Origin of the sequence: Actinacidiphila sp. bgisy167, from assembly GCF_965342175.1 — a bacterium.
In the GTDB taxonomy this organism is placed as follows: Bacteria; Actinomycetota; Actinomycetes; order Streptomycetales; family Streptomycetaceae; genus Actinacidiphila.
Map to the genome: position 1 here is coordinate 141,030 of NZ_CBDRBL010000003.1, position 11,700 is coordinate 152,729.

10 protein-coding genes and 1 pseudogene are annotated in these 11,700 nt (G+C 72.3%); 4 read left to right on the forward strand and 7 right to left on the reverse strand.

The window, feature by feature from the left end; all coding sequences use genetic code 11:
- Positions 1 to 45: 45 nt before the first annotated feature.
- Both ACRWND_RS02190 and ACRWND_RS02195 read right to left on the reverse strand, forming a co-directional pair.
- Positions 46 to 1,626, reverse strand: coding sequence for a sodium:solute symporter (locus ACRWND_RS02190; RefSeq protein WP_431945231.1), 1,581 nt, complete (start codon positions 1,624 to 1,626; stop codon positions 46 to 48).
- 8 nt (positions 1,627 to 1,634) lie between these two features.
- Complete coding sequence (locus ACRWND_RS02195; RefSeq protein WP_431945232.1) at positions 1,635 to 2,633, reverse strand: N-acetylglucosamine kinase; 999 nt, start codon at positions 2,631 to 2,633, stop codon at positions 1,635 to 1,637.
- Positions 2,634 to 2,837: 204 nt separating this feature from the next.
- On the opposite strand from ACRWND_RS02195, the gene ACRWND_RS02200 reads away from it, so the two are divergent.
- The 3 genes from ACRWND_RS02200 to ACRWND_RS02210 all read left to right on the forward strand — a co-directional run bounded on the left by ACRWND_RS02200 (position 2,838) and on the right by ACRWND_RS02210 (position 5,611).
- A complete protein-coding gene (locus ACRWND_RS02200) occupies positions 2,838 to 3,788 on the forward strand; it encodes a MurR/RpiR family transcriptional regulator (protein WP_431945234.1) in 951 nt (316 codons plus the stop codon).
- A gap of 49 nt (positions 3,789 to 3,837) precedes the next feature.
- Entirely contained in the window at positions 3,838 to 4,743 is a 906-nt protein-coding gene (gene murQ, locus ACRWND_RS02205) for an N-acetylmuramic acid 6-phosphate etherase (protein ID WP_431945236.1), read from the forward strand.
- A gap of 487 nt (positions 4,744 to 5,230) precedes the next feature.
- Entirely contained in the window at positions 5,231 to 5,611 is a 381-nt protein-coding gene (locus tag ACRWND_RS02210; protein ID WP_431945237.1) for a DUF488 domain-containing protein, read from the forward strand.
- A gap of 175 nt (positions 5,612 to 5,786) precedes the next feature.
- Here the strand turns inward: ACRWND_RS02210 and ACRWND_RS02215 are convergent, their stop codons facing one another.
- From ACRWND_RS02215 to ACRWND_RS02235, 5 genes are all read right to left on the reverse strand, one after another.
- Positions 5,787 to 6,356, reverse strand: a complete 570-nt coding sequence (locus ACRWND_RS02215; RefSeq protein ID WP_431945239.1) for a GNAT family N-acetyltransferase — start codon at positions 6,354 to 6,356, stop codon at positions 5,787 to 5,789.
- A gap of 383 nt (positions 6,357 to 6,739) precedes the next feature.
- Entirely contained in the window at positions 6,740 to 7,597 is an 858-nt protein-coding gene (snpA, locus tag ACRWND_RS02220; RefSeq protein ID WP_431945241.1) for a snapalysin, read from the reverse strand.
- Between the two features lie 596 nt (positions 7,598 to 8,193).
- Positions 8,194 to 9,054, reverse strand: coding sequence for an alpha/beta fold hydrolase (locus tag ACRWND_RS02225; protein ID WP_431945243.1), 861 nt, complete (start codon positions 9,052 to 9,054; stop codon positions 8,194 to 8,196).
- Between the two features lie 351 nt (positions 9,055 to 9,405).
- Positions 9,406 to 9,831, reverse strand: coding sequence for a cytidine deaminase (locus ACRWND_RS02230; protein WP_431945245.1), 426 nt, complete (start codon positions 9,829 to 9,831; stop codon positions 9,406 to 9,408).
- 634 nt (positions 9,832 to 10,465) lie between these two features.
- Complete coding sequence (locus ACRWND_RS02235) at positions 10,466 to 10,639, reverse strand: hypothetical protein (protein WP_431945247.1); 174 nt, start codon at positions 10,637 to 10,639, stop codon at positions 10,466 to 10,468.
- A 453-nt stretch (positions 10,640 to 11,092) separates the two neighbouring features.
- Between ACRWND_RS02235 and ACRWND_RS02240 the strand changes: the two are divergent.
- Positions 11,093 to 11,700 (forward strand): annotated as a pseudogene (locus ACRWND_RS02240) (serine protease); the annotation flags it as partial.

Genomic DNA, 11,700 nt, shown 5'->3' on the forward strand with positions numbered 1-11,700 from the left:
CCCGGGGTGGGGGCCGCCCTTCGACGGACCCCACCCCGGGAGTCCTCACTTGGCGCCGGCGCCCGCCGCGACCCGGCCCGAGCCGGACTCCGGGCCGCCGTCCGCGCCCTCGGCCTCGGGGATCGCGCGGACCTCGGGGGCCTTGTGGAACAGGCTCAGCACACCGCCGACCACCAGGGTGATCACCACGCCGATCGGCACGAGCCACTGGGCGGCGATCGCGGTCGGCACCGTCGCGCCCGCCACCGTGACGTCGATCTTCACCGAGCGCACGATGTAGGTCATCACTCCGACCGTGACCAGGAAGGCGATGATCGAGTCGACCTCGTTGGCGCGCTTGACGATGCGGCCCAGGAGGAACGCGCCGAGCAGCGCGCCGTAGGTGTAGCCGGCGATGGTCAGACCGGTCAGGTACACGTTGCCGGTGCTGGTGCTGAAGGCGCAGGCGAAGACGGCCATGAGCACGGCCCACACCAGCGTCATCACCCGGGCGAGCTTCAGCAGCGACTCCTCCGACGGGGTGCTGCGGAAGAAGCTGTGGATGATGTCGGCGACGGTCGAGTTGGACATCGAGTTGAGCGCGGAGGACAGGGAGCCCATCGCGGCGCCGAGGATGCCGGCCACGAGCAGGCCGGAGATCACCACGGGCAGCCCGTGCAGGATGAAGTTCGGGTAGAGGTTGTCCGAGCTGGAAAGACCCAGGTCCGAGAAGCTCTTGCCCTCGTTGTACGACCACAGCAGCGCGCCGACGAGGGAGAAGGCGGCGAACTGGAGGGTGACGAAGACACCGGAGGCGATCATGGCCTTCTGGCCGTCGCGCAGGGAGCGGGTGGCCAGGACGCGCTGGACGATCAGCTGGTCGGAACCGTGGCTGGCCATCGCGAAGATGGCGCCGCCGATGATCGCGGTCGGCAGGGCGAACGGGCTGGTGAGGATGTGCGCCAGGTCGAAGTTGGTGTCGAACAGCTTGAAGTGGCCCGAGTGCAGGGCGTCGGAGAAGCCGCTGCCGCCGACGTGGCCGGAGAGCACGGCGATGGCGAGGATCGCGCCGCCCAGGTACAGGCCCATCTGGATGGCGTCGGTCCAGATGACCGCCTTGATGCCGCCGAGGTAGGTGTAGACGACGGTGATCACGGTGAGGACGATGATGATCAGGCGGTAGCCGGCGTGCACGCCGAACTCGTCGAGCAGCAGCTTGATCGGGATCGCGGACGCGAACAGCCGGACGCCCTCGGCGAGCAGGCGGGTGAAGACGAAGGTCACCGAGGCGAGTCCCTGCAGCTTCAACCCGAACCTGCTGCCCAGGTACTGGTAGGCGCTGACGAAGCCGCCGCGCTTGTACAGCGGGATCAGCACGGTCGCGACGACGACGCGGCCGATGACGTAGCCGAGGGCGAGTTCGACGTTGCCGAAGCCCTGCCCGCTGTAGGCGCCGCCGGGCACGCTGATGACGGTCAGCACGCTCGTCTCGGTGGCCACCACGGAGAACGAGACGGTCCACCAGGGCATGTGCCCTTCGCCGACGAAGTAGTCCTTCGCCGTCTTCTGGCGTCCGGCCAGTCGCAGTCCGATCCAGGCGATGGCGATCAGATAGACGACGACCACGACGAGGTCGAGTTGGCGCACTCTCGCTCCTAAACAGCAGCCGGCGGGATCACCGGCATGGTGGGGACGGATGGTGGGGACGTCGTCCGGCGGACGCGGACGACATGGGGCTCGTGCGGCACGGTGGCGTCCCGTGCCAGCAGGCGCGCGCCGTCCAGCGGGTCCCCGAGCGGGGGCCGCGGGCTCAAGGGTCGCGCAGAGCCCTCGAGCGCCGCGCGAAGCGGCGCCATGAGCGGTTCACCGAGGCCGGTCAGGCCGCCGGTGACGGTGACGGGCAGGACCTCGCCGGTGATCCGGGCGGCGGCCGCGAGCACGGCCTTGCCCAGTGCGGTGGCGGCGTCCCGGACGATGCGGCCGGCGACGGGGTCGCCGGCCTCGGCCGCGTGGGCCACGTCCGGGGCGAAGGAGGCCGCGGTGCGGGCCGGGTTGCCGCCCGCGGCGAGGGCTGCGGGCAGCGTGTCCGGGTCGCCGAAGCGCGCGGTGGCGGCGGCCAGCAGTGCGGTGTCCGGTCCGCGCCCGTCGTGGGCGCGCAGTGCCGCGCGCAGGCCGTTCATCCCGATCCACGCGCCGCTGCCCTCGTCGCCGAGCCAGGGACCCCAGCCGTCGACGCGGGCGTACGAGCCGTCCTCGCCGAGGCCGATGGCGACCGATCCGGTGCCGATGGCCAGCACCACGCCGGTACGGCCGCCGAGGGCGCCCGCGTGGGCGGTGACGGCGTCGCTGGTGACGGCGACCTCGTCCGCGGGCAGGTCCTGGAGCAGCAGTGCGGCCAGTGCGCGGGCGGCCTCGGGGGCCGCGGCCGCTCCGGCGGCGCCGACGCAGACGGCGGCGAGCCCGGCGGGGGTGTGCTGCCGGAGCAGGGGCAGGACGGCGGCGCCCACGGCGGCACGGGCCGCCTCGACACCGCCCTCGGCGACGAGGCCGGGCGCCCCCGGGACCTCGTGGACGGGGCCGGCGGTGCCGTCCGCGCTCATGAGCACGGCTCGGCAGCCCGTCTTCCCCAGGTCCACTGCCACTGCTGCTGTCATGCGGCACGCCTCGTGTCGTCAGGGATCCGGCTCGTCGGATGGTCGCCCTGGGCGGTGACCGGCGCGGATCGCGGTGCAGCGAGTATCGGAAGGCAGAGCTCCGTATGTCAATAAGTAACTTCACGAAAAGCAGCAGGTAACTTTTTGACGTGACGGACGGGCCGTGGTTACGCTGACGCCACCGACTCAGGAGGGAACCCGTCCATGGCCTCCACGGACCCGACCCGCGCGACCGCGCACCCGGCACAGGAGACCGCCCCCGGCGGCGACATCCTGGCCCGCGTCCGCGCGGCCCTGCCCGGCCTGGCCCCCTCCGAGCGACGGGTGGCCGAGGCCGTCCTGGCCGATCCGGCCCAGGCGGCGGAGCTGTCCATCAGCGCCCTCGCCGAACGGGCCACCACCTCGGTGGCCACCGTCATGCGCTTCTGCCGGACGATGCGGCTGGGCAACTACCCCCAGCTGCGGCTCGCGCTGGCCGCGGCAGCGGCCCGCGAGCACGCGCTCGGCGGCGAGCGCCCGGCCCCGGGCACCGACATCAGCGCCACGGACACCCTCGAAGAGGTCGTCCACAAGATCGTGTACAACGAGGTCCGCGCCCTGGAGGACTCGGGGGCCGGACTGGACATCGAGGCACTCCGCCGGGCCGTCGACGCCGTCGCGGGCGCCCGGCGCGTGGACGTCTTCGGCGTCGGGGCGAGCGCCTTCGTCGGCCAGGACCTGCACCAGAAGCTGCACCGCATCGGCCACATGGCGTTCATCTGGACCGACCGCCACGCGGCGCTGACCGCCGCCGCCCTCCTCGGTCCCGGCGACGTGGCCCTGGCCATCTCCCACACGGGCGAGACGGAGGACACCGTCGAGCCGCTGCAGGCGGCCGCCGAGCGCGGCGCCACCACCATCGCCCTCACCAACGTCCCGGGCTCCACCCTCGCCGAGAGCGCCGACCTGGTGCTCACGACCTTCGCCCGGGAGACCCCCTTCCGGTCCGGCGCCACCGTCAGCCGGATCGCGCAACTCGCCGTCATCGACTGCCTGTTCGTAGGCGTCGCCCAGCGCTCCTACGACGCCACCGCAGCAGCGCTGCAGAAGACCTACGGGGCGGTGCAGCGCCGCAGGCGCCCGCAGCCCCAACGCCGCACCCCGGCCGACGGCTGACCGCCGGCCCCGCACGACACCCCAGCACCACCGAAAGGACGACCGCGCCGTGGACCTCAGCACACTCGGCACACTCGGCACCGAGACCCGCAACGAGCGGACCGCCGAACTGGACCGCATGCCGGTCTCGGAGCTCCTGAGCGTGATGAACGCCGAGGACCAGACGGTCGCCCTCGCCGTCCGCGAGGCGCTCCCCGACATCGGCACCGCCGTCGAGGCCGTCACGGAGTCCCTCCGTCGCGGCGGCCGGCTCATCTACCTCGGCTCCGGCACCAGCGGCCGCATCGGGCTGCTCGACGCCGTCGAGTGCCCCCCGACCTTCGGCACCGCGCCCGAGCAGGTCGTGGGCCTGCTCTCCGGCGGCCCCGGCGCCTTCATCGTGGCCGTCGAAGGCGCCGAGGACGAGCCCGAGCGGGCGGTCGCGGACCTCGACGAGATCGGCGTCGGCGACAACGACACCGTCGTCGGCCTCGCCGCCAGCGGCCGCACCCCCTACGTCATCGGCGGCCTCAAGCACGCCGCGGCGCGGGGCGCCGTCACCGTGTCCGTGGCCTGCAACCGCGACGCCCTCGTCAGCCGCTACGCCGACATCCCGATCGAGGTGCCCACCGGCCCGGAGATCCTCACCGGCTCCACCCGGCTCAAGGGCGGCACCGCGGAGAAGATGGTCTGCAACATGCTCTCCACCGCGTCGATGGTCCGCCTCGGCAAGGTCTACGGGAACCTCATGGTCGACGTGCGGGCCACCAACGCCAAACTCGTCGACCGCGCACGGCGCATGGTGGTCCAGGCCACGGGCGCGGACCCCGACACCGCAGCGCAGGCGCTGAGCGCCGCGAACGGCCACGCCAAGACCGCCATCGTGATGCTGCTGACCGGCACCACCGCCGAGGAGGCGGCCCGGCGCATCGCGCAGGCCGACGGCGACACTCGCACGGCAGCGGGCCAGGTCTGACCTGGGGACTGACTGCCCGCCCGGCCGCGGCCCTCGGGCGCCGGTGGGGCCGCGCGAGCGGTCCCACCGCGGCCGGGCAGGCCAGGTGACGGCGCCGGCGGTGTGCCGCCCGGAGCGGGCGGACCCGCCGTACGATGCGGCGGCTCGCAGCGGGCAAGCCGCTCCCCCGCCGGCCGCGGCCCTTTCCCCTTGCCGAGCGCGCACCTTCGACGCGGGTGAGGCGCGGGGCGGCCAGAGGCTCCGCGGCCGAGCGGCGGGTTCGCCCCGGCTCGCGGCAACGGTGAGGATTCCCTCGACGACGTCGTCCGCGGAGCAGAGGCAGCGGATCTGGGTGCCCGACGCACTCGGCGAGCCCGTCCCCGCCGCTGCGCTCCGCCCCCACGGCCGCACCGCGCGGGCGCCGCCCTTCCCGGACGGGCCGCGCCGCCGCACCGCCGATAGAGTGAAGATCGCGGGAGTACGGCGACCGCGGGAGGTGACGACGGCCATGGCCGGACGATTCAGCTACCGGAGGATCTACGAGGACGACGCCTCGTCGCAGCAGGGCAAGCGCGTGCTCGTCGACCGGCTCTGGCCCCGAGGCATGAGCAAGGAGCGCGCCCACCTCGACGAGTGGCTCAAGGGCGTCGCCCCCTCGACCGCTCTTCGTCAGTGGTACCACCACGACACGGAGCGCTTCGACGAGTTCCGCGACCGGTACGTCGCCGAGCTGGAGGACGCCGAGCACCGGCCGGCCGTCGAGCATCTGCGCGACCTCGCCGCCCGGGACAAGGTCACCCTGCTCACCGCCACCAAGGACGTCGACCACAGCGAGGCCTCCGTGCTCGCCGAGTGGCTCGACTCCTCCCCAGGAGCCGAAAGCCGCTGAACGCGCCACAAGCGCGCGGGCGAGCCGGCGCCCACAGGTGCCCGCAGGCGGTCGCACCACGGTAAGGGACACACGCGCCTGCGGTGGCTGGGGCGCAGATGGCTGCGCGACTGCCTGAACAGTGCAAGGCCGTGCGGGCTGATGACTTCACATCAGGTGCCGCGCCTCGCACCGCCTACGCCTGCCGCCGCTCCCACTGCTCCTTCGTGATCTCGTACCGCACACCCCCGTGCTCGGAACCCTCGACCGCCATCATGTCGTCCGGCGTGGGGATGCTCTCCGCGAGCGTCATCCCGAGCTTCTCCATGACCTTGCGCGAAGGGCGGTTCACGGTCATCGTCTCGGCCCAGACCATGCGGATGCCGAGCTCGGCGAACCCCTTCGCCAGCAGCGCCTGCGAGACCTCGGTGGCGTAGCCCCGGCCCCAGGCCGCCTGGCGCAGGCGGTAGCCGAGTTCGGCCTCCTCACGCGGGCCGCTGCGCAGCGGACGCAGGCAGAACCAGCCGACGAACGCGCCGCCGTCCTTCTCGTACGCCGCGAACAGGCCGAGGTCGTGACCCCAGCGCTCGTAGCCGGCGAGGATGCTGGGGATGGCGAGGTCGCGGACCTCCTCCGGCGGGGTCGGAGCGCCGCCGGTCAGGTAGCGCATCACCGCCGGGTCGCTGTCCAGCTCGATCAACAGGTCCGCGTCGGCGGCGGCGAAGGGGCGCAGGGTCAGGCGCTCGGACTCGAGGTAGGTGATCACGTGAGGATCATGGCCGAGACGGGCCTGACGGTCCAAGGCGTTTTCCGGCTGCGTCTGTCACCGGGGCTGGAGAAGCAGCAGCACGGCACTGCCGCCTGCACCTCAGGCCGAGGACCCGCCTCTGTCGCTCCCCAAGTCGTCACCGGTTGACTTGGTCCGTCACGGTGACTGCGGCGCTGACCAGGTGGATGATCCTCGCCGGGGACCCTGCTCGCCCGTCTACGGGAACCCCTTGGGAACCGCCGTGACGGCTGGGGACCTGTACGGGCTTGAAGCACTCGCGTCCTTCCGCGGACCTGCGAGGGGTGCCCGGAGGACTGTCCTGAGGGCATCATCCCCCTGAGCCGTCCTCGGACGCGAGCTGCCTGCAGCGACGAACGCGATCAACCCCAGGGCGTGCTGGTGAGCGGTCGCCCCGGTCGATGGCCTCGCCCCGGGTGCTCACCGGGCTGGATCAGCGTGCCCGGTGTCTGCGCGAGTCCGTTCGCCCGCCCCGGGTGCTCACCGGGCTGGTCCACCGTGCCCGGTGTCTGCGCGAGTCCGTCCGACCGCCCCGGGTGCTCACCGGGCTGGTCCACCGTGCCCGGTGTCTGCGCGAGCCCGTTCGCCCACAGCTGGTCGACACGGGAGCGTTCGGCGGCGTCCGGATAACGGTTGGTGCAGGACGGTCCGGGGCCGCCTCCCGACATCAGCTCGCTGCACGGCCCGCTGTAGTCGTCCTGCAGACCCAGCACGTGGCCGGTCTCGTGGGTGACGACGCGGACCGAGTCGTTCTGCCGGTTCTGGGTGTAGTCGAGGAAGACGTAGCCGCTTCCGTGGCCGTCGGTGGATGCGTAGGACCCGCGCGAGTCGTTGCCCTCGTAGTAGGAGAAGTCCGCGCCGCTCGAGGCCTCCTGGAGCTTGACGTGGGACTCGGAGCTGTTCCATATAGAGGCCGCACTCGCTATCTGCGAACGGAAGCTCGGCGCATGCGAGTCGTCGTAAGTGACGACCACCGCTTGCCCGTTGGGCTGGGCGGCGCGCTTCTCGGCGACCGACGTGAGCACGGCCTGGAAGAACGCCCTGTTGTTCGCGGCCTCATCGGTCGACCCGTCGTACCGGGCCACGGAGGTACCGGCGGGAGCGGACGGTACGGCGACCGGCTGTGCGCTCGCCGGCACCGCCGCGCCCGCAGCGGCGGAGGCCAGTGCCGCGCCGAAAGCGAGGGCGAGGAGCCGTGCGGAGGGTCGGGGCGATTTCATGAGAGGGCTCCTCCTCACTCGGTGACGCCGAGCGCCCGGTGCGCGGTCGACTCCGCGTGAACACCGGTTCCGAACTGCAGCGACGTCCTGTGGGTCGCCATTCTGAGAACGCCTCGGCAGGGAACGCAATGGGGTCCTGCCACTACCTCGCCTCGTAGATCCGAGAACCTCTCCCGGACGACCGACCGGGTCTCCGGTCCGCAGGCGGCGGCGGACAGAAAAGCTGTCGAGGCGTCAGAATCCGTACGGCGAAGGGCAGCGACGCCTACGTCGGCAGGGCGGAACTCCGGGGCACGCAACACACTCGACACCGTGATGAAAGCGGACAAATGCCATGATGTCTGCTACGTCGCATCTACTAAGCACGCCGGATGGTCAGCCATGCGCTGTGACCGACCTCATAGGATCTGGGGACTCCTTTCCCCAGGGCTGCGGCAGCTCGCGCTTGCGACGGCTGGGCCGGCACCGCCGGGGCGTCGGAAGAACGGCCTCGCGTTTCGCCGGCTGCCGACGCGTACGACGGGGTCAATAAAGGCGCCCCCTTGTGTGGAGCGGTCCTGGATGCCGGCAGAGGCGACACGCGGAGGTCGGCTGCTTCACGGGGCGTCGGAGGCAGGCCGGCCCGGACCGTCCAGCAGCCGGGCCAGGTACGCGGGGCGCTCTTCGACCACGAGGTGTCCGGCAGCGGAAACCACACCCAGCTCAGCTCCGAGACTGCCGCGCACTGCCGGACCGAGCCTTTGCGGAGGGAGAAAGACGTCGTGTTCCCCGGTGACGACCAGACGGGGAATCGACCGGGCGGGCAAGGCGGCGGCGCCGGGCGCCCCGCTGGAACGCGAGTGCCGGGCGACCAGGGTCATCCAGTCCACCAACTCCTCGCGCGGTGGGCGGCCGGGCGCGAGCATGGCGCGCAGGAGCCGGGCGCTGTGCGAGGGTGCGGGCACCAGGAACCAGGCGGCCGAGGCGGCCAGCACCGTGGGAGTCAACCTGAGCCTGGTCAGTCCGCCGGGGGAAACCAGAACAAGCTGGTTGATCAGGGGGGAATCGCTGGACAAGGCGATGGCGGCACCGAAGGAGTGGCCCATGACCGCCACCGGCTCGGACGAGATCTTCTCGATCACCTCGCTCAGCCACGCCCCGTACCAGGACAACCGGCCGCCGGAAAGACCGCGTTCGCCAGAGCTGAGTCCCGGCTGCCCCGGGACGTCCACCATCAGCACCCGGTGATCGGCAGCGACCAGGGCCGTGGCCAGCGGCAGGGATGCGGCGGCGTTGAAGTTGGTGCCCGGGACGAATACGACCGTCGTCGCGCCGGAGCCAGCGAGCACCGCATGGGTCTGTGCGCCCTTGGCCGTCACCGTCCTCCGCTCGTGCGGCACCGGCCACGCGGCCAGTCGGTCGAGGCACCAGCGTCGGATGAGCTCCCTGCCTGGCGTGCTGCGATAGATCGAGTCCACTGGTCGAGTATCGCGCCTCGTCCCGGGCCGTGACGTGCGAAGGACCGCACGGGTCGGGCGAGTTGCGACGTTCCCCGGGGCCCGCGGCCTGTCCGCGTCCTGCCCATCCGGCCTCCCGCCGACGCACTTCGGCGAGTTGGGCACACCCGGGTTCGACGAGGCTGTCAGGCGCAGGCAGAGGGAGCTCGAAGCCGCATGTTCCCGCCGGTGCCGCAGGCGCCATCCTTTCGGCCGCAGCAGCCGGCGTCCCCGCCGCGGCTGAGCGGTCCCGGATCGAGGAACTGCTGCCCTCGCAGGAGACTTTCGCAGAAGACCTTCTCGAAGCGCACCGGAACCAGGGGAACCGACGTCTCAGTGGTCTCCTGTCTCGTCGTCGAGTTGGTGATCCGCCCAGACGTAGCTCTCGGGGAGCAGGCCCGTGACGGGCAGCGTCCGCAGCCCGTCGGCCGTGCCCACGATGACCCCGAGCGAGGGGAAGTAGTCGAGGAGGACCTGGCGGCAGCGCCCGCACGGTGGCACGACGCCCCGGTCGCGGTCCCCAACGGCGACGATGGTCTCCAGGTCGTAGACGCCCTGGGCGGCGGCAGTCCCGATCAGGACCAGCTCCGCGCACGGCCCCCCGGTGAAGTGGTAGGCGTTCACGGCGGTGACGATCCGGCCGTCCCTGGCGCGGGCGGCGGCCGCCATGGTGTGGTTGTCGCCCCGGCAGCGGGTGGCGGCGACCTCGGCCGCCGCCTGGATCAGCTCGTGGTCGACACGGTCGGTCTGTGCGGTCATTCGCATGTTCTATCGCGCCGTCGGAGAAGCGTGCCACCTCGCCGGTCGCACCCCGGACGTGGAGGCGCGCCGGCGTGGCGGCGTGCGCCACGAGGTGACCGGGACCGCGCGGCAACAGTGGGCAGTGGTGAGGTGCCCGCCCTGTCCACGCCCCGGCTGATCGCGTGGATGGAGGCGGAGACGGTGCACGCCGCGGCGCCCTTCGCGTGGCGGGGCATACGACGGTGGGGACGGCGCTGCGCATCGAGCACGTCCGGGCAACGCCGGTCGGCGGCAAGGTGGACATCCCGCTGACCCGCCGCAGGCTCCCGACGGTCACCGCCTCACCTTCCGGGGACGGGCCTTGGACGATGCGGGCCGGCTTGTCGCCACCGGCGCGATCGACCGTGGTGTCGTCGACCGGGAGCGTCTCCTGGCGGCCACCGCCCGCGCTGCGGACCCCCCGTCCTGACGGGGCTCGCGAGGACGGCTCCGGTCAGCCGGTACGGCGCCCGGCTCCTCGAGGCGGCGCGCTCGTGGACACGTCATCGCGTGAAGCCGCCTGAGCCCCGGACGAGCTGGTCTTCTCGCAGGTGCCCGTCGCGCGCCGGCGGGCCGGAGGCAGAAAGCGCTCCGGCCCGCCGCCGATGGGTCGTCAGTGCTTGAGGAGCCCCTTGGCCCTCTCCTTTCCGCCCCGCATCCTGCCGCGCGATTCGAGGGCGGCTCCTTTTGCCGCGAGCTTCTCCTTGTGCATCGCGTGGGCCGCCTTCCTCACGGTCCTCCCGACGACCTGTTCCATCTTCGCCTTGGCCTTCTCTCCCGTACTCATCTCGGCACCTCCGCGGCTCTCACCCGGCGCGTGCCCGCGCGGCCCTCGCCGAAACCACCGCGCTTCCCGCACCAGGCGGTGCGGGAAGCGCGCTGTCGCGCGCCCGCCGCACGCGGGAGCCGGTCGAAGGAGCGAGTCGGTGGCCTCGGCGAGGGGTCACCGGTACTCCGCGTCGCGGCCTCGACGGCGGCCCGGGTCTCCTTATGACGTGGACGCCGTCCCACAGCACCGGCACCGCGCCATGCTGCCCGTCGGTCACCCCCGCCGCCCGTTGCGCCTCGTGTCCCGACGTCCCTCGATGACGAGTTCGTCGGTACGTGAAGGCCTTCGGCCGCCCCCGCGGTGGCACAAGGGTGCCATGGCACAAGTGTGCCGCCCTGAGCTCTTGAGCGACGGCGTGCCCGCCCCGATGATCAAGGGCTGTTCATTCTTCACACGGCTTGAGGGGTTTCCTTGCCCACGGTTCACATCCGCCGGCCCAGAGCCGGGGCGATCGCGCTCGGCGTGGTCGCATCCCTTGCGCTCGGGGTCATACCGGCCACGGCCGCTGTTTCCGGCGGTGACGCCGGTCGCGGGCGCGCCGCGGCGGGCGCACCACATCGGTCCCCCGGCAGCGCCGGCACCCACACCGTCACGCTGATCACCGGCGACAAGGTCACGATCGGCACCGCGCCCGACGGCACCATCGTCCGGTCCTTCGAGGGCGCGGACGGGGCCACCACCGGATTCCACCGCGCCGTCGTCGACGGCGCCACGTACGTGTACCCCGACGCGGCCCTGCCCTTCGTCGCCGCCGGGAAGCTCGACAAGCAGCTGTTCAACGTGACGCGGCTGATCGCCGACGGGTACGACGACGCGCACAGCGCCCGGTTGCCGCTCATCGTCGGCTACACCGACGCCGCCGCCCGGTCCCGCACGCTGCCGAAGCTGACCGGTTCGGACGTCGTCCGCCGGCTGGACAGCATCCAGGGCGCGGCCGTCGCCGAGAACCGCACGAAAGCGCCGGAGTTCTGGTCCGCGCTGACCGGCGGCAGCGGCGGCGCCGGGGCCCGGTCGGCTAA

Bases quoted from the DNA above. Each gene is read 5' to 3' on its own strand.
- snpA (WP_431945241.1), bottom strand. From the start codon at position 7,597: ATGAAATCGCCCCGACCCTCCGCACGGCTCCTCGCCCTCGCTTTCGGC.
- ACRWND_RS02230 (WP_431945245.1), bottom strand. From the start codon at position 9,831: ATGACCGCACAGACCGACCGTGTCGACCACGAGCTGATCCAGGCGGCG.
- ACRWND_RS02200 (WP_431945234.1), top strand. From the start codon at position 2,838: ATGGCCTCCACGGACCCGACCCGCGCGACCGCGCACCCGGCACAGGAG.
- ACRWND_RS02235 (WP_431945247.1), bottom strand. From the start codon at position 10,639: ATGAGTACGGGAGAGAAGGCCAAGGCGAAGATGGAACAGGTCGTCGGG.
- ACRWND_RS02195 (WP_431945232.1), bottom strand. From the start codon at position 2,633: ATGACAGCAGCAGTGGCAGTGGACCTGGGGAAGACGGGCTGCCGAGCC.
- ACRWND_RS02210 (WP_431945237.1), top strand. From the start codon at position 5,231: ATGGCCGGACGATTCAGCTACCGGAGGATCTACGAGGACGACGCCTCG.